This is a genomic window from Salipiger sp. CCB-MM3 (assembly GCF_001687105.1).
GTDB lineage: Bacteria > Pseudomonadota > Alphaproteobacteria > Rhodobacterales > Rhodobacteraceae > Salipiger.
The window spans coordinates 1-18,052 of sequence record NZ_CP014597.1 but is presented as its reverse complement, the minus strand read 5'-3'; the positions used below and the strand labels follow the sequence as shown (position 1 = coordinate 18,052).

Genomic DNA, 18,052 nt, shown 5'->3' with positions numbered 1-18,052 from the left:
GAATGAGTGACATGTCGGCAAGACAAGAAATGCGCAGCATGGCACAGACTCAGCGCAAGCCCAAACACAGAACGATCTCAATGCGCGCGATGATCACCGCAACTGTACTCCTGACGGTGATGGCTCTCGTCTATATCTTCCTTTACCTGCCAATCTTTCACATAGGGCTCAGTTCTGTTTCGAAAAACCACAGTTTTCCTTATCCGCCACAGCTGACCGGGAAAGCCTTTGCAGATCTCTTCGGCAACCAACTCTATCAGCGCGCTCTAGTTAACAGCATTATGCTCGGTCTTGGCTCAGCCGCACTGACAGTCTCGATGGCAACGATGGCCACAATCGGCGTGATCCGTTTTTCCGGTAGTCGGGCGCGGTATTTCGTTATCCTTTTCGTGGCACCGCTCTTCGTTGCGCAAGTACTGGTCGGAATATCGTCACTGGTGTTCTCAGGGTTGTTTCTCGGTCTACCCGGCAACCTCGGATCTGCGATTATCGCCAACTCGGTTCACTGCTTCAGCTACGCACTGTTGATCATCGCCACGCAACTCTTCCGCTACGACTGGCGGCTCGACGAGGCAGCGACAGTTTTCGGTGCCACTCCGCTGCAGACCTTCCGAGAAGTGACCCTCCCACTCATTTGGCCGGGCTTAATGGGGGCCTTCCTCATCTCGTTCATCTTGTCCTTCAATAACCTCGAGATCAGCTTCTACCTCCTAGGCGCGACGCCCACTTTACCATCGGTCGCCTGGGGAGCGCTGCGATATGGCGTGAAACCCGAGCTTTTCGCGCTGGCAACACTTGTCAATCTGGTGGTCGTAGCGATCTTGATAGCAATGTATCTCGCCATGGCGCGCGGCATCGCTCGTTTTGGCCACAGACCTGAAAGGCAAAGCGCCGTTGGTTGATCCCGCCTCCAACAAGAACCTTCGACCGACCTCCTCGCGAAGCGGCCGGTCGAAGGCTGACGCGAGCGCAGCGGGCGGCACCCCGCCCCTCCTCGATATGTTGGCGTTGGCCATCAACCGTGAGCAGGAAGCGACGCCACTGTACCATCAGGTCTATGAGGCGTTGGCTAACGGCATTGACCGCGGCCTCCTGCATCCCGGAGACCGACTACCCTCTACCCGCAAGCTTGCGACGGAACTAAATGTATCGCGTACTACAATGGTCCTGGCTTTCGAGCAGCTCGCGGCGGAAGGCTGGATCGAAGGTCAGACAGGCACTGGAAGTTTCGTTGCAGCGGCCCCACCTTTCACCGAAGCCCAGCGGAAATCCCGGCTCAATCCAGCGCTGGAGGCCGCCGGCGACATCGGGCGCGCTGCGGAGATGCGTCCGGAAGTTGCTCAGGTGCCGCCAACGCTCCGACACATGCGTCGCCCGGTTCCTTTTCGTGCAAATCTGCCCGCGATCGACGTATTCCCCACAGAACTTTGGGCGCGCTCGCTGACTGAAGTGCTGCGCAGCCTGCGTGGAGAACAGGCAGCACACATTCTTGGAGAAGGCGACCCTCAAGGACTATTCGCCCTCCGCGAGCAAATCGCCATCCACGCCGCGCGCACGCGAGGACTCGTCTGCTCTGCCTCCGAAGTTGTTATTTTCGCCGGCGCCCAGCAGGCAGTCGACCTGTGTTCGCGTTTGCTACTCATGCCGTCGGATAAGGTTGTGTGCGAAGACCCCGGTTATGATGGCATTTATGCATCAGCCGTCGCCGTTTCAGCCCAGCCGGTGCCAGCACCAGTCGATCAGAATGGGCTCATCGTAGCTGAGGCACGGAAACGCGCCCCGGATGCCCGCATGATCTACACAAGCCCCTCCAAACAGTTTCCCTTAGGGAGCACACTTTCGCTTAAACGCCGTATCGAGCTCATCGAATGGGCGCGCGAGACGAACGCATGGATCCTTGAGGACGACTACGACTGCGAATTTCGCTACAGCGGCAAGGCGCTGCCGTCTCTCTTCAGTCTCGATGACACCCAATCGGTCATCTATCTGGGGACCTTTTCTAAATCTCTGTTCCCGGCCTTGCGGCTCGGATATGCCATCCTGCCGAAGCGCCTCGTAGAGCCTGTGATTGCGGCGCGCACCGTACTTGATCGCTATGCCGCAATCCTCCCGCAGCTTCAGGTGGCTCACTTCATGGAAGCTGGTCATTTCTCGAAGCACGTCAGGCGTATGCGAAAGCTCTATGCTGACCGGCAGGAGTTGCTTCTGATTGCGATGGAGCGCGATCTTTCGGGCTGGCTTATTCCACGACGAAGCCAGACTGGGTTCGAACTCGTAGCAAGTCTTGGCCCGAAACTTACGGTCGCCGGCGTGACCGCCAAGGAAGTCTCCCAAGCAGCTCAAGCAGAGGGGATGGAAGTTCAGGCGACTTCCGCATTCGCGCGCGCCCCGCTTGCTGACGACGGACTTATCCTAGGCTTCGCGACATTTACCCCTGAACAGATCGACACCGGTATCCGGCAACTTTCCAACATCTGCCAAAGCCTCGCTCGTCGGTAGCCTTGGATTGACAATACGCAAGGAAGCCCCGCACTCGCTTTGGGGAGTTCCTGCTGCGGGCGACCTAAAAATCGCCCGCTTTGCTCTTTTTGTCGGATAAGTCCTCACGGAAATCGAGAGGGCGCAAATGAAATAGTTATTACCTCAGAAATCCCAGTCTTCGTCTTCGGTGGCCACTGCCTTACCGATCACGTAGCTCGAGCCGGATCCCGAGAAAAAGTCGTGGTTCTCGCTGTCGGGGCTCAGTGCCGCCAGGATCGCCGGGTTCACCTCCGCGGCTTCAGACGGAAACAGCGCCTCGAAGCCCAAGTTCTGCAGCGCCTTGTTCGCGTTGTAGTGCAGAAAGGACTTCACCTCTTCGCTGAGGCCGATGTCGTCGTACAGCTCCTCGGTGTACCTGGTCTCGATCTCGTAGAGCTCGAACAACAGGCCGAACGCATAGTCCTTCAGCTCCTGCTGGCGCTCCGGCGTTTCGCGCTCCAGGGCCCTCTGGAACTTGTAGCCGATGTAGTAGCCGTGAACGGCTTCATCCCGGATGATGAGACGGATGAGATCGGCAGTGTTGGTGAGCTTTGCGCGGCTCGACCAGTACATGGGCAGATAGAAGCCGGAGTAGAACAGGAAGCTCTCCAGGAAGACGGATGCGATCTTGCGCTTGAGCGGGTCGCCATCGGTCGCATAAGTCTCCAGCACGGCCCGCGCCTTCGCCTGCAGGTGAGGGTTCTCTTCAGACCAGCGGAAGGCTTCGTCCACCTCCTTGGTCGAGCATAGAGTCGAGAAGATCGAGCTGTAGCTGCGCGCATGCACTGCCTCCATGAAAGCGATGTTTGTCAGCACAGACTCTTCATGCGGAGTTTGGGCATCTGGCATCATCGCGGGGGCGCCTACGCTGTTCTGAATGGTGTCGAGCAAGGTCAGGCCTGTGAATACCCGGATGGTGAGCTGGCGCTCTTCTTCTGTGAGGGTTGCCCAACTCTGCACGTCGTTCGACAGCGGCACCTTCTCGGGCAGCCAGAAGTTGACGGTCAGGCGGTTCCAGACCTCGAGATCTTTCTCGTCCTGGAGCCGGTTCCAGTTGATGGCGCGGGGAATCTTGATGTCGGTCATAGGTGTCTTTCGGTTCTGAATTCTGTTGGGTCTGGGCCGCCACTTTCAGACGGAAACGAGCAGGCCCGGGGGAAACGCGGCCCAGGGGCCGCGCTGGTGATCGGGCAGATCAGAGACTGCAGGAGACGCAGCCCTCGACCTCAGTGCCTTCCAGAGCCGCTTGGCGCAGGCGGATGTAGTAGATCGTCTTGATCCCCTTCTTCCACGCGTAGATCTGCGCCTTGTTGATGTCCCTGGTGGTAGCCTCCGCCGGGAAGAAAAGCGTCATCGACAGCCCCTGATCGACGTGCTCGGTCGCCGCGGCATAGGTATCGATCAGCGCCTCTGGGCCGATCTCATAGGCGTCGCGATAGTACTCGAGGTTGTCGTTGTCCATGAACGGCGCCGGGTAATAGACACGGCCGATCTTGCCTTCCTTGCGGATTTCGATCTTGGACACGATCGGGTGGATCGAAGAGGTCGAGTTGTTGATGTAGCTGATCGAGCCCGTCGGAGGCACCGCCTGGAGGTTCCGGTTGTAGATACCGAACTTCATCACATCCGCTTTCAGAGACTCCCACTCAGCCCTGGTGGGCAGACTGATGAACTCGAACAGTTCGCTCACGCGCTCTCGCGTAGGAAGCCAATCTCGGGTGACGTACTTCTCGAAGAAGCTGCCATCGGCATAGGCAGAGTTCTCGAAGCCCTTGAAGGTGGCCCTTTTCTCTTTGGCGAGATCGCACGAAGCACGGATTGCATGATAGGCGACCGCCGCGAAATAGACCGACGTGAACTCGACACCATCTTCGCTGCCGTAGTGGATGTGCTCGCGTGCGAGGAAGCCGTGAAGGTTCATCTGTCCGAGGCCGATCGCGTGACTATCGTCGTTGCCGCGGCGGACTGAAGGCACGGAGTCGATCGCTGACATTTCAGAGACCGCTGTGAGAGCCCGGATAGCAGCGATGACTGTAAGCCCAAGGTCTTGGCCATCCATGGTCTTGGCGATGTTCAGCGACCCCAAGTTGCAGGAGATGTCTGCCCCCATCTTCGAAAAGCTCAGGTCCGCGTTGAACTCGGACGCCTCGGCGACCTGAAGGATTTCGGTGCAGAGGTTCGACATGGTGACCCGGCCTGCGAGCGGGTTCGCCTCGTTCACGGTGTCCTCGAACATGATGTAAGGGTAGCCGCTTTCGAACTGGATTTCGGCCAGTGTCTGGAAGAACTCCCGCGCGTTGATTTTGGTCTTCCGAATGCGTTTGTCCTCGACCATCTCCTCGTACTTCTCCGTGACCGAGATCTCTGAGTACGGCACGCCGTAGACCTTTTCGACGTCGTAGGGCGAGAAGAGGTACATGGGCTCATTGCGCTTCGCCAGCTCGAAGGTCACGTCTGGAATGACCACGCCGAGCGAGAGCGTCTTAATCCTGATTTTCTCGTCCGCGTTCTCACGCTTGGTGTCCAGGAATTTCAGAATGTCCGGATGGTGGGCGTTCAGGTAGACGGCCCCTGCCCCTTGGCGCGCGCCGAGCTGGTTTGCATAGGAGAAGCTATCCTCGAGGAGCTTCATGACCGGGATCACGCCCGAAGACTGATTTTCGATCCCCTTGATGGGTGCACCGGTCTCTCGGACATTGGTCAGCATGAGCGCGACACCGCCCCCACGCTTGGAAAGCTGCAGCGCCGAGTTGATCGACCTGCCGATGCTCTCCATGTTGTCCTCGACCCGCAAAAGGAAGCAGGAGATCAGCTCACCGCGGCTCTTCTTGCCGGCGTTCAGGAAAGTCGGCGTTGCCGGCTGAAAACGGCCGGCGAGAATTTCGGAGACAAACAGGCGCGCAAGATCAGCATCGCCGCGCGCAAGGGCCAGCGCAGTCATGACAACGCGATCTTCATAGCGCTCGAGGTAACGCTTCCCGTCACGTGTTTTCAGAGTGTAGGAGGTGTAGTACTTGAAGGCCCCGAGAAAGGTCGGAAAACGAAAGCGCTGGTCATAGGCTTCATCCCAAATTGACTGCAGGAACTCCGGCTCGTACTGCTCGAGCACTTCCGGCTCATAATAGCCTTCATCGACCAGGTACTGCAGCTTCTCGCTCAGTGAGTGGAAGAAGACGGTGTTTTGGTTCACGTGTTGCAGGAAGTACTGCCGTGAGGCCTCTCGGTCTGCATCGAAGCGGATGTTTCCATCAGCGTCATAGAGGTTCAGCATGGCGTTCAGAGCGTGGTAGTCGAGCCCCTGCCCTTCAGTCGACGTATGCTCGGTGTCAAAATTCAACTTTTCCAAAATTCATTCAGTCCTTCATTTACACGGGCAACATCACGATCGGTCCCCGCAAGTTCAAAACAGTAGAGCAGCGGCACTTGGCACTTCTGAGCCACCACATTGCCTGCGATGGCGAAGGTCTCGCCAAAGTTCCGATTGCCCGACGCAATCACCCCACGTAGCAGCCGTCGTCTTTCAAGATCGTTGAGAAAGCGGATCACCTGTCGCGGCACGGCATGACGGCCCTCACCATCGGCAAAGGTCGGCGTGAAGAGCACATAGGGCTCAAAGATTTCTGGTAGGTCCTCAGCTGGCAGGCGCGGGATACGCATCGCTTTGCGGCCGAGGCGCTGCACAAAGCGATGCGTGTTCTCAGAACGAGATGAGAAGTAAACGATCTCGCTCATTGGACGCGTTAGGCGATCTGCGCAATCTTGTCGGGACGAAAGCCGGACCAGTGCACCTCACCAGCCATCACAACCGGTGCTTGACGGTACCCGAGGCTCGTGACCTCGGCCATCGCTTCTGCATCCTCAGACAGATCCACGACGTCAAAGTCGATGCCTTTCGATTTGAGGGCCCGCGTGGTCGCCGTGCATTGCACACAGTTTGGTTTCGAGTAGACTTTGGGTTTCATGAATTCTTTCCTTTACTTCATGGTCTCTGCTGCAGACCAAGCCTGCCCGGCAAGCGTCAGACAACACTCGTCGAGACCACATACGTGGTATAGCAGGCGTGGTTTACTGAATGGTTTGTACGGGCCTTCGCCGGCTTCGGCGCGCTGGGCGCTCATGATCAGGTGGTGAGCCAATTGAATGCGACAAAGGGCCTGTCGAACCTTCGTGCTAAGCCTCCGTCACAGCGACAAAAAAAGAGGCCGCCAACCCGAAGGTCGCGGCCAGTCTGAAAGGAAAATATACGTCGTAGAACTGTACACTATCCATATAGCTGAAATATGGTTAACAGATCATTGCGAGTATGGATGATCTTCGAGTAAGTTGATATGCCTCCAAAGAGAGGCCAAACTTCGCAAAGACAGATAAGAAAAGGTCGCCCAGGTGATCCCAAGTCGACCGGCCGAAGATGCCGACATCCCACTGGATAGAAATGGAAGGCCCGACAAAGTGCTCGTGAGCTTCTCCTACGGTATGTCCTATGCGAAGCCGATCGGATCAGGTTGGCGGAGGCCCCGAAAAGTGAATGGGCTGTGGGTCGTCAGAAAGTGGGCAGACCGTCCTCTGAGGGTTCGCCTCGATGGAGACCTGGTGCTATCCGAGTTCGTGGCCTCTCCGTGACGCGATCAGGGCCTGCGCTTGCTACGAAGAAAGACCGCTCCCCGGAGGAAGCGGCCTAACGGTACAACAACAAGAAGGAATGGATATGTCTATCCGAGTGAGACCGCGCTAGGCGGTACAAGGAGGATATCTAGACCAACTTTGTTATCAAATCGTTAATGACACCAATGAAGCAGCCCTTGGCTTCTCCCTCCTGGCGACGCGAGTGTGTAGAAACAAGCCGGGCCGCCACCCACGAGTGATGGCGACCCAAGAAGCATGTCAAAAGCATCAAGATTGCGGCCAAAGGAGACAAACCGCCATCTGATGGCAACCACATCGCGTGGCGCACTCCTTATATGCACTAAACCATTTTCGAACAGGTAAATGCGTGGAGCGGACAATGATACAACTTGCATGGCCGCGAGCATTTGCTTTCCCGAGGAGTTCACTGTGCAAGCCAGACATTATACGGAAGGAGGCCTACCATGAGCCCAGACAAGAAGCGCTCGGGCGCCACGCTCGAACCGCAAGCCTTCTCCAGAGGTGTGGACGACGTCCTCACCATGAGACCCTTACGTGAGACCTTCCAGCGTCTCTGGAACCGCAAACCAGAAAAGGCCGTGTCTGAACTCCAAGACAGGTACAACTTGAAGAGAGGCCAACATGAGAGACGACGATGATCCGAATTTCGAGGCCGCTCTCGGCGTCGAAGACCTGAACCTTGCTGCACAGCACGGTCGAAAGATACATCCGGGCCGACGTCTGTCCGAAGGCACCGCGCTCGTAATCTTTTTTGGCAACAAGCAGTCCTCAGTTCATCTTTGGAACCTCGAGGCTGGCCGCTCGGTATCATCGGAAGTGCTGCCGAAGCTGCTCGACCCATTATTCATTGAGGATGATGCAGCTACCGAAGTGATCGAAGCCTTTCGCCGGCTCGCCCCGGAGTACGATTTCGACCTCTACCCGGGCAACACTGGTTGGAAGCCCGAGTGCGAGCAACCGGTTTCTCCTCTATCCTTTTAATCTCAAGCCACCTATATTTAACGGGGCAGCCAAGGAAGAAATAATGACAAAGGAAAACTCTGACATGATCGCTCACACAACCCCTGCTGGAGGAAACGTCTTCGCGGATCTTGGGTTCTCACCCAAAGAGGCTGCGGCCTTGAAAGCCGACGCGCAGGCCACGATGGCCCGGAGTGACCGTAGCAAAGAAGGCGCCAAGGATTAAAGACTATGTCACGCGGTGCGACGCACGGGGATGTCCGCCAATTTCAAAAGGCACATCGTTCGCGATAGCCTTCAGCGGCTTTGCGTTCAATCCCAGTGCCGAGCTCTGGTAGCTCGTAAGCCTCTTTTGGCCCTCCAAGTGCGCCCGGTTCCGGACACTCAAAGAGGTCCTCCGCCGCTCTTGGTGGACACCACTATTCAGGATGGCCGTCGACATCAGTAACGGTAATCAGTTGAGAGCGATGCCACCTTCAACTCAGCTGCCTCGTCACCGAGGCAGAACTCTGGATTTTGCTCGAGATGCGCGCGAAGCCACTCTGAAATTGGCTCATAGCCTTTGGCATTAGCCGCGAAGTCCACGATCGCATCCGCCAGCTCTTCCGGGTCTGCCACCACTTCGTATCCGGCGCCTTTCAAGGTCATTTCCGCTGCCGCGAGAGCGGTACGTTTGTTAACGTCGGCGAAGGGGTGGTTCTTCATGATGCCGAAGGCCAGCTTCGCGGCGGCATCGACCTGATCCATCCCAGGATCAAAGCTCATTGCGGTGATCACCGACCCCACAGCGGACTCCAGCAGGTTGGGCTCTCGAAGGCCAGATAGGCCGCCCGAGCGCTCAAGCTCGATGTCATGGATCACTTCCAAGGTGTAGGCATCCGGGATGCCAAATTGGTCTTCTATTGCGATGTCATCGGTTCTTGAGAATGTCATAGGCAGGTCCGTTCTTCTTCAAACTGTCGATGCCGCCTTGAAGAAGCTTGCGCTGAGCCGGGCTCATGAAACGCTCGCGCGCGCCCTGCCCCTTTTCCTGCTCCTGAGCCTCATCAGCTGGCTTGGTGTCTTCGTTTTTGTCAGTCATCGTGATCTCGTTTTTTGAGCTGCCGTTTTCTGGAACCTATCAGCCGACTCTGAAAACGACAAACTCAGCCTTAGGCCATGACCGGCCCCGCGGCTGCCGGAAGAAGCGCAGTTTCCATATCATAAGCAAAGCCGTGAATCTTCTCGTGAAGAGCGTCTGCGAACTCAGCCCAAAGAAGCTCATCGTCCCCTTCGCCCAGGGCTTCGAATTGGTCTTCGCGAACGAGGTCAAACGCCATCTCCGCAAGGTCTGGGTCAACACGCTCGCCGGCGAGATAGGACGTCAGGAACTCAGCGCCGTCGGCCACGAAGCTCATCCTGCTTGCCTCGACAGCGGCCGCCAGGAGATAAGCCTTCTCCTGATCGACAAACGGATCACCGCTCTCTGGAAGATGCTTCCGGAAAAGGACCTCATGAGATTTCTCATCGAAAAGCAACACCGTGTGCCCCTCAGATGGGATTACCTCATTGGGCTCCACGCTGTCGAAGTACTCGAGGTGGGCGACCGCGAGTTCGATCTCCCCATTCTGAAGCCGGCGCGTTCGGCTTGAAAACCCCCGGTAGGTGTCCGCGGCCTTGAAGTCGAGATACTTCGAGACCTTTCCCGGCGTGACCTTTTTGAAGACGTCAGGCATCTTTTCAGACTTTTTCTCTCCGCCGACCACAAGCTTCAGTGTCGTGGAGTCCATGTAGTTCTGAATTCGCCGATAGTCTTTGTGGGGGTCTTTGACATCCGACGGGAAGGCAGGATGCGCCATATTCCCGTACATGCTCCCATCCTGCGCTGGATCATGCAGACAGCCTCAACCGTCGTCTTTGCCGCCCAAGCTTCTAGACCAACAATGCGATCAAACAGCTCCCCCTCAAAGTCTGCAAACGAGCCGGTCAGGACATCTTCTCTATGCTTGGGCCGCGCGTTGTGAGCGTCCTGTAGCCAGATGTTGGCGCCGGGCTTGTTCGCCGGAAACGTACTCTCGGTGAGGTGAACGCAGATCTCGTCGGTTCCGTTGACGTCACGATGCAGAAACTGCCCCTCAGAGGTCGACATACCCTTTGTAAACCCGCGCTCGCCAAGCGTCGCGATCAAACTCTGAAAATTGCTCATAGCATCCCTGCTTTCCTTTGCCTGTGGGATACAGATGAGCGATTTCACGAAAGTTTCCGGATTTGCTCCCCGGTTTCTTTGAGGGCTTCCTCGCGATGAGTTTGGGGACATTGTCGGAAGTTCGACTGGGCGCCCGCGGTCAGGTGTGTGCACCTACAACTGAGCGGGTTTTCAAATTTGTCGGAGCCTTTGCATCTTGATGCTCCTCAAGGACAAGGGCCCCTGACCGCTTCATTATCAGGTAGTCCCGGCCCAGTTCGTCTGGGCTAGGAGACGCCATCAATTCGCATTGCTTGGAGGCGCGAGATGAAGGTCCTGATCGGCTACGCAACACACCAAGGCCAGACACGAAAAATCGCCCGTCTCGTCGCAGCTCAGATCATTGACGCTGGCAACTCGGTCGAACTGATACCTTTGATCGAAGCCCTGGACATCGACCTGGGAAGCTTCGACCGAGTGGTTCTGGCCGCCTCCGTACACGCCAACGAATATCAGAGATCACTTACAGAATTTGCCGCACAGGAAGTCGATCGCCTCAATCGCATGCCATCGCTTTTTTCTTTGGAGGTGTCCGCAAACCGTGTTGGTTGACCTGAGGCCTCGGCGTTCGAGGTCTTGTGTCATGTTGGCGGCGGTATATAATGGAGGTATCGATATGGAGTATGATTGCATGGTATCTCAAGTCCGGCGCAAGACGTCTCTGACCCTTGATGCTGAGGCGCTCGATTGCGCAAAGGAACTCGGAGTCAATGTCTCCGCCGTCGCTGAGGCCGCATTGGTCAAGGCGGTCGCTGCCGCACGACGCGAGAAATGGCTTGCCGAGAATGCGGATGCGTTCGCCGCCCAGTCGGATTGGCACGCGAGAAACGGGCACCCTCTGGCTGACATCATTGCGGCTCCCGGAGGGGCTTCATGGAAGAGTTGAGCCGGTTCGATGTCGCGGAATACAACGGCGTTCTCATGGTCACGGTCGAAAGCGAACTGCTACCGCCTGATCCTGCCGTTGTCGTCATTCCTCTCCTTCCCAACTACCCGGCGGTCCGGCATCTGAACCCCGAACTCGAGCATGACGGCCAGCACTTGGTCCTTGCCACGAGGCTGATTGCGGCTGTTCGACGGGCGGGTTTGCGCCGCGTCGGGACGGTCGCAGACCAGGGTGATCTCGTCACGAAAGCTGTCGATGTCCTCATGGCGGGCGTTTAGGTTGCGAAACCAACGCGATTTGCGGACACCCCCTTTTCTTTCGGTCTCTCTTTCGGCGGCCGGTCACCGACGCCGAGGACTGGCGAGGCCTGTAAAGGGTCTTGGACGACTTTTCGGACGCCACAGGATGGAAGCCTGGCCATACCGAACAGATTGCCGGCGCCTACCGCCCACACGAATACGACTTATTCAGACGCTTCGTGATGCGCCGGATCATCGCGATGAAGGACCCTGAGGCACATCTCGATAGCGACAAGGAGTATACTGATTGGGCGGCGCTCGACCGCTTGGTCGACGCCTGGCTCGCGAGTTGAAGACGTCAGCCTCATTCGCCAGGCACTCAACTGCCGCTGTGCCTAGGTCCATGTCGCTCTCGAGTGGCACGTAGGGGTCGGAACTCAACTGCCCGACCCCTTTCTATCTGGCAAAGTTCAGCGTCGTCCCAGTCGCCAAACGATACGCGGTGCATCCCAAAGCGTGGGAAGAAGTGTCAGCGACACCGGCACTGCCGTGACCACGATAAAGCTCTGGAGCTTGCTGATCCCACCGGCGCCGATGGAAATTAGGATCACCGCCATGATGCCCATTGCGATGCCCCAGAATGCCCGCAACCAGGTGCGTGGCTCGCCCCCGGACATGGACTGAGCGACAACGTAGCTCATGGAGTCGCCTGTGGTCGCCACAAAGGCCACCGTGAGCACCAGGAAAGCAATCGACAGCGCCGTTCCGAAGGGGAAGGCCTGGGTAATCGCCAAACAGTCCCGCCGGCAGGTTCAGTCCCTCAAAGGGTGTGGAGATGATGCCCGGATCAATCTGCTCGAAGGTGATGCCGGAACCGCCGATGATGGTGAACCAGAAGTTGGTAACCAAAGGCGCCACTATCGAGAGCATCAGGATCATCGACCGGATCGAGCGACCACGGCTGATCCGTGCGATGAAAATCGCCATCAGCGGGCCATAGCCAATGAACCACCCCAGAAGAAGATCGTCCACCACCCGAGCCAAGCGCTATCGCCAAAGGCACCAGCTTCACCGCGAAACAGCGCCATAGGCACGAAGTTCTCCAGGTAGGTGGTGAAGCCACCCGCGAAGTTGAGAAGATCGCCGTCGTCGGTCCCGCAACGACCATGAAGACCAGAAGCAACAAAGACCAACCCGATGTTGAATTGCGACAGGACCCTGATGCCTTTGGCGAGCCCGGTGACCGCAGAGATCGAGTAGATCGCCACGAGCCGCGAGGATCACCACCGCCTGGGTAGCAAAGCTGTCTGGCACACCGAAAAGCGCGTTGAGGCCGTAGCTGACCTGCAATCCAAGAAAACCAATCGGCCCCACGGTGCCCGCGACGACGGAGATGATGCTGAAGGCGTCAAAAATCGTGCCGAGCGGCCCATAGATCACTCGGTCGCCGAAGACGGGATAGAGGAGCGTGCGTGGCGCCAGTGGCAAGCCCCGATCGTGGTGGTAGTGCATCAGCATGATCGTTGCGAGCGCCCCGAGGATCGCCCAGGCGAGAAAGCCCCAATGAAGGAACCCTTGCGCCAGCGCTGCGTGCGCCTTTGCCTCAGGATCGCCGGAAACGTCGTCGAAGAGCGGCGGGGTACTAAGGTAGTGCGCGATCGGTTCACCAGCAGCCCAGAAGACTCCGCCGCCGCCAGCAGGGTGCACATGATCATGGACCCCCACTGGAAGCGGGAGAACTCGGGCGTGTCTGTGCCTCCCATACGAGTGCCCGCGCCACGAAGACAGCACAGCACAAGGCCGATCACGAACGTGGCCCGAAGCAGCAGCTGCCAGTAGAGGCCAAACCAGCGGGCAGAGAAGCTGAAGGCCGCGTCGACCCAAGCAGAGAGCAGATCGATGTCGAAAAGCGCCAGTGCGCAGAATGCGAGAATGAAACCGCCGGTGAGAAGCACCAGCGGCACGTCGAGGCTCCGGCTGCGGCCACTATGGCCGTCCGGGCATTGTCTGTCAGACATATCGTCCTTTCGGGGGGAAGTCGGTATTGCGCTCGTCCGCGTTCCTGGCCGCGGGCTGGGGTTCCGTTTGCGACGCGGCGACTGAGCAGTCTCGCATCGGAGCGGCCGCCTATCGAAAACGGCCGGAGGATGTCAACACGTAGCGTCTCAATTTGGGCAACGCGGAAGAGCTCAACGTGCCCTCCTTACCTGACGCGAGGCTGTATGCCCCCACCTTGCCATACCCACGCGAAACTATAAGTTCAGAAAAATCGATGACTGCCGGGGGGATACTGCAGCGTGAGACTTGAACTGATTGTTCCGACAAGCCTTCGCGGGCAGACTAAAATGCTCGATGCGCTGGAAGCCGTAGATGGACACAAGGAAACGAAGGCCATCTTGCGTCCGATCCTGGAAATCGTGAGCCGCGCAGTCTCTTCCGGAATCCAACAGGAATTTTTCACGAACTTCGAGCTCTACGCTGAAAATTCGAACATACCTCGACAGGGTGTGGGCGATGTGAAGATCGCGCTCGATCTGCCAGAGAAGATCTCGAACCGGTCCGCGGTGACCTCATAGATGTCGCCATGGCGGGTTCCGAATGGATCTGGGAGACATCATCGGACGCAAGGGCCGCTGCCGTCTTTGAGGTCATCTGCGACATCCTCGATGAAGGGCTCTCTCCGATCGACCAACAAGCTCTGCTCGATGCCAACCTCGCTGATGTGGCAGGCTGACTTTCTGTCATATGGCGGGCGAGGCGTTCTTCTAAGTCCCGCCGCAGCACCGGTTCAACTTCCTCACGCAGCGCAAAGAAGCCGACGACGCTTTCCAGCCCTTTCTTGCACTTCCCCTCGAGACGCCTTGCCCAACGAAGCGGACCTTCACGACATGAGCATGGAGTGCTCCCTCAGCGGACTTTCCGGACGTTTGTCCTTTAGTCTGCTTCCGTCACTCCTCAGACCCTTTTGGCGGTCGTAAAGCGCCAGCCGCCACTTCAGACGCCCGCTGTCGCCTAGCAATGAAAGGCGCGATGTCCGAGCGAATTTCAGACATTAGCTCAGGGTCGGCGCTACGAGGTGACCCGTCTTTGAAAGCGGTTCAGGATCATACTCGATCTGTAGCTGGATTGATCGGGCGGCCTTCTCGCCGAGTAGATCGGCTGCAATGTTCAGAGCGAAGTCGATGCCAGATGTGACTCCGGCGCCGGAAATCCGGTTTCGGTCTCGGACCACGCGTCAGCAACAGCTTCGACACCAAAACAGGCCAAGTTGATCAATCGAAGACCAGTGCGACGTTGCACGGTATCCCGTGAGCAGACCTGCTGCGGCGAGGACCAGAGAGCCTGTGCAGACGGAAGTAACCCCACTGGCACTGCTCTGAGACGAGACGCAGATAATTCAGTGTTTCGTGGTCCTCCATCAAATCGATCTGGCCGGGTCCGCCTGGCACGAAAATGAGGTCCAACTCTCGGGGCCTCGTCAAAGGTGTGCGTAGGAAGGATGCGCATGCCACCGGTCCGACGGAACGGGGTCTCGCGTCTTCCAGATCAATGCGGTTTCAACGCCGTTCATTCGGCTGAGACCTCAAGTGGCCAGTCCAGATCGAGCTGCGTCAGTTTCGAAACAGCAAGAGACCGAAATTTCATGACCAATTCCTATTCTTGTTCGCGTCATCTTAGCAAACGCTGAGAAGCCTTGCAAGGGTGGCGGCTGCCGCTTCAGAGCGGTTGGATTTGAGCGACCGAAAAAGGCAAGACGAGTGTCGTAGCAGGGCACTGTGTAGCCATGCGACAATGCGGCATCGGACCACCACTGCGCGGACGAAGCGGACTTTCGTTATATTCCGGTTGGGCTAAGATGACCCCATGTACAAACTGAACCCGGGCATCAAGCAAGACCCGCATCGTCGGTGGCAGCTGCCTGACCGAATATTTTTCGGACACGGCGCATGCCATATCTTGGCCGGCATTTATCTTGAGGCCGCCCCTCTCGCTGGTTTTCGCGCGGAGAGGATCATTCCGGGCAAAGGATTTGTCAACCACATTTTCGTAACCGATGGCGTCCTTGCCTTTGATTTCCGTGGGTATTCCTGCAGGGCAAACCTCCTAGCCCACCACACTTCGGGATGGTCAAAGGTTTCGGCACCCGGTTGGCACTGCAAGATCGTGGGCGTGGACTTCGATCTTCTTGAAACCAAAGACTTGAATGCGAGGAAGATGCTCGGTCCGGATCAGTACCTGATGGACCCACGACAACGCGCGCGCTCATTTCTCGACCGTTTCAATCACATGGCTTCAGCATTGAAGTCGCGCAGTTTCCTCGGTTGAGTAGTGGCAGCCAAGGGCTCGCTACTGCCATCGCTGTGCCCAGCCCTAGCGCCTACTGGGCGGACGAAGCGGACATCTTGGATTGCAGGATCGCGCTATATCGCTAGCGTAGCGGAATGACCGAAGAATATCGCCTGCCAAACAGCTTTGAGACCGCCCGCTATCTTCTCCGCCGTGTCAGACTTGATGACGCACAGGCCATCTTTGATGGCTATGCGACCGATGCCAAGGTCACTCGGTTCCTCGGCTGGAAGCCTCACCAGAACGTCACGGAAACGACCGCGTTCTTGCAGATTGCAACCTCGGAGTGGGAGTCGGGAAAGGGTTTCCCTCTGGTCGCGTTCGATCGCCAGCAGCCCGCAGAACTCGTTGGGATGTTTCACCCGCAGGTGCTCGGGCATAGGGTCACTTTCGGGTACGCCCTTCGGCAATCAGCTTGGGGCAAAGGCTGCGCATCGGAGGTGATGGGCTGGCTCGTAGCTCATGCGTTGTCGCATTCCCAAGTTTTCCGAGCGGAAGCGTTCTGTGATGTGGAAAATTTGGCGTCTGCCGGGGTTCTGGAGAAGGCTGGCATGGTGCGCGAGGGCATCATGCGGCGTTACTTCAGGCACCCCAACATCTCTGACATTCCTCGTGATTGCTTCCTCTATTCCAAAGTGCGGTGAGTCCTCTCTGCGAAAGCGCCAGCCGAAGTGCGCGAGATCGGAGAAGACCAATACCTACCGCCATGTGACTACGTGCCCCTTCAGGCCATCCCTGTTTTCACGCGCATAGCCTATGCCGGCCACCAGCGTCCCATCTGGCAGCTCGCAAGCGAGTGGTTGTCGCGCAACCTTTTCGAAGCCTAGTGCGTGCGCCAGCCGCGCGCTCCCCAGGTTCGGTTCGGCGTGGCCGGTCGTGACTAGGCGCGCTGACAAGGCGTCAAAGGCGAGCACAGCCATCGCACCGACCGCCTCGAGCCCATACCCTTGTCTCTGCGCTGAAGCCCGGATCCAGTAGGTCAGCTTGATCTGACCCCGCCGCCAGAGCGGGCGCAGGCTGATCATCCCAATCAACCTATCCGCGTTGAAAATGTAGTAGGTGAGGTCTTCACGCTGGTTGAAGGCGGTCACTTCGGCGGCAAGCCTTGCTGCCTGCCAGCCTGGGTCTGCTTCCTCCGCCTCCGTCCCCATCTCGGCGTGGAACCAAGGGTGCAGCGAGGCGAAGCTTTCGATTCTGGCCTCTGCGAGGGCATCAGCCATCGTGGGTAAAGGTCTGCGAAGATGTAAGCGCGCAGTTTCCACCTCGGTCGGAACCGAGATTGGGAGGGGATCAACGGGACGCGCTTTCGGAGGTATGACGCCGCCATGAAGGCCACGACGACGGGCGGCTCCCGGCCTGTTTAGCCGCTCCTTCAATCCTACAGGAAAGAGCTGTGGGCCTTTCGGCAAGTCCAGAGCGCTGAGCGAGAACCACTCTGCATGGCAGGGTGTGCCATTGTCTTCTACAAACTCGATGCGCGACTGTCCCTGAAAAGACCCCGCCGGGAACGCCACCTCGAAGAGAGCCAAGACCTCATGCCCTAGGCTGCCCTCGTGGGTGTAGATATTCTCGAAAAATGTGGGCGGGCCCAGAACCTCGACCTCAATTCCAAGCTCTTCGCGGAACTCGCGGAGCAAGGCCGCCTCCGCAGTTTCGCCGAACTCCACGGTGCCTCCTAGGGACGCACCCCCTTTACACGACCGGCGTCATCCAAGACCTCGGCTGCGAGCAGACGATCTCCGCGCCAATGAAGGCCCAGGGCCTTCATTCGAATTCCTGAAGAGGGGCGCCATTTTGCCATGCCTTGGAGCAACCTATTTTAACTGGAACAAGATTTCACGTTCGTCAGACATATTCAGCCTGTCCGCGAAGCCCACCTCGACGGCACCTAGCTTCTTCAGCAGAGCACGCATCGCCATGTTCGAGGCTTCAGTCGTGCTGTAGAGTCTCAACCATCGTGGGTCTCGTAAGACGTCAGCGACCAGCGCTTCTCCGATGCCCTGCCTTCGGGCGCAATTTGCAACGCAGACGATTGAGAGCAGCGGCCAGCCCAGAAACTCGGAGGGCGCGACCTTGGCGTACCCAACGACCTCCCCCTGAAATTCGGCGACCACCAGGTTGCCATGCTGCATGTCGATGCGCCTATCTCCGATGAATTCATCGAACGATCTGAGCGCGGGATAGTCACCAATCTCGCAGGGTCTGACTGTCGTCTTACAAGCATTTGTCCTC

General features: G+C 57.7%; 23 protein-coding genes and 3 pseudogenes. 11 read left to right on the top strand and 15 right to left on the bottom strand.

The window, feature by feature from the left end; translation table 11 throughout:
* Positions 1-2: 2 nt before the first annotated feature.
* Together AYJ57_RS20480 and pdxR are read left to right on the top strand one after the other, a co-directional pair.
* Positions 3-902, top strand: coding sequence for an ABC transporter permease (locus AYJ57_RS20480; RefSeq protein WP_237220272.1), 900 nt, complete (start codon positions 3-5; stop codon positions 900-902).
* Positions 865-2,499, top strand: a complete 1,635-nt coding sequence (pdxR, locus tag AYJ57_RS20475) for a MocR-like pyridoxine biosynthesis transcription factor PdxR (protein ID WP_237220271.1) — start codon at positions 865-867, stop codon at positions 2,497-2,499. Before AYJ57_RS20480 ends, pdxR begins: the two co-directional genes overlap by 38 nt.
* Positions 2,500-2,643: 144 nt before the next feature.
* Here the strand turns inward: pdxR and nrdF are convergent, their stop codons facing one another.
* The 4 genes from nrdF to nrdH form a co-directional block, all read right to left on the bottom strand.
* Positions 2,644-3,606 (bottom strand): class 1b ribonucleoside-diphosphate reductase subunit beta, encoded by a 963-nt coding sequence (gene nrdF, locus AYJ57_RS20470; RefSeq protein WP_066110519.1) that lies wholly within the window; start codon positions 3,604-3,606, stop codon positions 2,644-2,646.
* Between the two features lie 109 nt (positions 3,607-3,715).
* The gene (gene nrdE, locus AYJ57_RS20465) at positions 3,716-5,866 is read right to left on the bottom strand and encodes a class 1b ribonucleoside-diphosphate reductase subunit alpha (protein WP_257784703.1); all 2,151 of its coding nucleotides are present in this window, start codon (positions 5,864-5,866) and stop codon (positions 3,716-3,718) included.
* Positions 5,854-6,252, bottom strand: a complete 399-nt coding sequence (nrdI, locus tag AYJ57_RS20460) for a class Ib ribonucleoside-diphosphate reductase assembly flavoprotein NrdI (RefSeq protein WP_066110517.1) — start codon at positions 6,250-6,252, stop codon at positions 5,854-5,856. Before nrdI ends, nrdE begins: the two co-directional genes overlap by 13 nt.
* Positions 6,253-6,260: 8 nt before the next feature.
* Entirely contained in the window at positions 6,261-6,482 is a 222-nt protein-coding gene (gene nrdH, locus AYJ57_RS20455; protein WP_066110515.1) for a glutaredoxin-like protein NrdH, read from the bottom strand.
* A 1,303-nt stretch (positions 6,483-7,785) separates the two neighbouring features.
* Here nrdH and AYJ57_RS20450 point away from each other — a divergent pair.
* Complete coding sequence (locus tag AYJ57_RS20450; protein WP_066110514.1) at positions 7,786-8,145, top strand: hypothetical protein; 360 nt, start codon at positions 7,786-7,788, stop codon at positions 8,143-8,145.
* A gap of 420 nt (positions 8,146-8,565) precedes the next feature.
* Here AYJ57_RS20450 and AYJ57_RS20445 read toward each other — a convergent pair whose 3' ends face one another.
* The 4 genes from AYJ57_RS20445 to AYJ57_RS20435 all read right to left on the bottom strand — a co-directional run bounded on the left by AYJ57_RS20445 (position 8,566) and on the right by AYJ57_RS20435 (position 10,357).
* Positions 8,566-9,057, bottom strand: a complete 492-nt coding sequence (locus tag AYJ57_RS20445) for a type II toxin-antitoxin system death-on-curing family toxin (protein WP_066110512.1) — start codon at positions 9,055-9,057, stop codon at positions 8,566-8,568.
* Positions 9,035-9,205 carry a hypothetical protein gene (locus AYJ57_RS25995; protein WP_157374319.1) on the bottom strand — a complete coding sequence of 57 codons (171 nt, stop codon included), beginning with the start codon at positions 9,203-9,205 and terminating at the stop codon, positions 9,035-9,037. The genes AYJ57_RS20445 and AYJ57_RS25995 overlap by 23 nt, the downstream gene beginning before the upstream one ends.
* A gap of 70 nt (positions 9,206-9,275) precedes the next feature.
* The gene (locus AYJ57_RS20440; RefSeq protein WP_066110510.1) at positions 9,276-9,893 is read right to left on the bottom strand and encodes a hypothetical protein; all 618 of its coding nucleotides are present in this window, start codon (positions 9,891-9,893) and stop codon (positions 9,276-9,278) included.
* A complete protein-coding gene (locus tag AYJ57_RS20435; RefSeq protein WP_157374318.1) occupies positions 9,875-10,357 on the bottom strand; it encodes a hypothetical protein in 483 nt (160 codons plus the stop codon). Before AYJ57_RS20435 ends, AYJ57_RS20440 begins: the two co-directional genes overlap by 19 nt.
* A 258-nt stretch (positions 10,358-10,615) precedes the next feature.
* On the opposite strand from AYJ57_RS20435, the gene AYJ57_RS20430 reads away from it, so the two are divergent.
* From AYJ57_RS20430 to AYJ57_RS20415, 4 genes are all read left to right on the top strand, one after another.
* Positions 10,616-10,900 carry a flavodoxin domain-containing protein gene (locus tag AYJ57_RS20430; protein ID WP_066110506.1) on the top strand — a complete coding sequence of 95 codons (285 nt, stop codon included), beginning with the start codon at positions 10,616-10,618 and terminating at the stop codon, positions 10,898-10,900.
* A gap of 64 nt (positions 10,901-10,964) precedes the next feature.
* Positions 10,965-11,234, top strand: a complete 270-nt coding sequence (locus AYJ57_RS20425; RefSeq protein ID WP_237220270.1) for a type II toxin-antitoxin system CcdA family antitoxin — start codon at positions 10,965-10,967, stop codon at positions 11,232-11,234.
* Positions 11,222-11,512: a CcdB family protein gene (locus tag AYJ57_RS20420; RefSeq protein WP_066110504.1), complete on the top strand. Its 291-nt coding sequence runs from the start codon at positions 11,222-11,224 to the stop codon at positions 11,510-11,512. The genes AYJ57_RS20425 and AYJ57_RS20420 overlap by 13 nt, the downstream gene beginning before the upstream one ends.
* A 101-nt stretch (positions 11,513-11,613) precedes the next feature.
* Complete coding sequence (locus AYJ57_RS20415) at positions 11,614-11,826, top strand: hypothetical protein (RefSeq protein WP_066110502.1); 213 nt, start codon at positions 11,614-11,616, stop codon at positions 11,824-11,826.
* 117 nt (positions 11,827-11,943) lie between these two features.
* On the opposite strand, the gene AYJ57_RS26515 is transcribed toward AYJ57_RS20415, so the two are convergent.
* The 3 genes and pseudogenes from AYJ57_RS26515 to AYJ57_RS26505 form a co-directional block, all read right to left on the bottom strand.
* On the bottom strand, positions 11,944-12,267 hold the full coding sequence (locus tag AYJ57_RS26515; protein WP_250637306.1) for a BCCT family transporter: 324 nt from the start codon (positions 12,265-12,267) through the stop codon (positions 11,944-11,946).
* 64 nt (positions 12,268-12,331) lie between these two features.
* Positions 12,332-12,741, bottom strand: a pseudogene (locus AYJ57_RS26510) (BCCT family transporter); the annotation flags it as partial.
* Positions 12,742-12,805: 64 nt separating this feature from the next.
* A pseudogene (locus AYJ57_RS26505) lies at positions 12,806-13,491 on the bottom strand (BCCT family transporter); the annotation flags it as partial.
* 279 nt (positions 13,492-13,770) lie between these two features.
* Between AYJ57_RS26505 and AYJ57_RS20405 the strand changes: the two are divergent.
* Together AYJ57_RS20405 and AYJ57_RS25990 are read left to right on the top strand one after the other, a co-directional pair.
* On the top strand, positions 13,771-14,049 hold the full coding sequence (locus AYJ57_RS20405; protein WP_157374317.1) for a hypothetical protein: 279 nt from the start codon (positions 13,771-13,773) through the stop codon (positions 14,047-14,049).
* 8 nt (positions 14,050-14,057) lie between these two features.
* Positions 14,058-14,207 (top strand): hypothetical protein, encoded by a 150-nt coding sequence (locus AYJ57_RS25990; RefSeq protein WP_157374316.1) that lies wholly within the window; start codon positions 14,058-14,060, stop codon positions 14,205-14,207.
* Positions 14,208-14,708: 501 nt separating this feature from the next.
* Here the strand turns inward: AYJ57_RS25990 and AYJ57_RS26660 are convergent.
* Positions 14,709-14,810 carry a hypothetical protein gene (locus tag AYJ57_RS26660; protein WP_442974881.1) on the bottom strand — a complete coding sequence of 34 codons (102 nt, stop codon included), beginning with the start codon at positions 14,808-14,810 and terminating at the stop codon, positions 14,709-14,711.
* A 527-nt stretch (positions 14,811-15,337) separates the two neighbouring features.
* On the opposite strand from AYJ57_RS26660, the gene AYJ57_RS20400 reads away from it, so the two are divergent.
* Positions 15,338-15,799, top strand: coding sequence for a hypothetical protein (locus AYJ57_RS20400; protein ID WP_066110500.1), 462 nt, complete (start codon positions 15,338-15,340; stop codon positions 15,797-15,799).
* Between the two features lie 116 nt (positions 15,800-15,915).
* On the top strand, positions 15,916-16,464 hold the full coding sequence (locus AYJ57_RS20395; RefSeq protein ID WP_066110499.1) for a GNAT family N-acetyltransferase: 549 nt from the start codon (positions 15,916-15,918) through the stop codon (positions 16,462-16,464).
* Between the two features lie 54 nt (positions 16,465-16,518).
* Here the strand turns inward: AYJ57_RS20395 and AYJ57_RS25605 are convergent, their stop codons facing one another.
* The 3 genes and pseudogenes from AYJ57_RS25605 to AYJ57_RS20385 all read right to left on the bottom strand — a co-directional run bounded on the left by AYJ57_RS25605 (position 16,519) and on the right by AYJ57_RS20385 (position 18,012).
* On the bottom strand, positions 16,519-17,196 hold the full coding sequence (locus AYJ57_RS25605; protein WP_442974883.1) for a GNAT family N-acetyltransferase: 678 nt from the start codon (positions 17,194-17,196) through the stop codon (positions 16,519-16,521).
* Positions 17,182-17,621 (bottom strand): annotated as a pseudogene (locus AYJ57_RS26245) (NUDIX hydrolase); the annotation flags it as partial. The pseudogene AYJ57_RS26245 and the gene AYJ57_RS25605, both read right to left, overlap by 15 nt.
* A 13-nt stretch (positions 17,622-17,634) precedes the next feature.
* Entirely contained in the window at positions 17,635-18,012 is a 378-nt protein-coding gene (locus AYJ57_RS20385) for a GNAT family N-acetyltransferase (RefSeq protein ID WP_257784704.1), read from the bottom strand.
* Positions 18,013-18,052 lie beyond the last annotated feature (40 nt).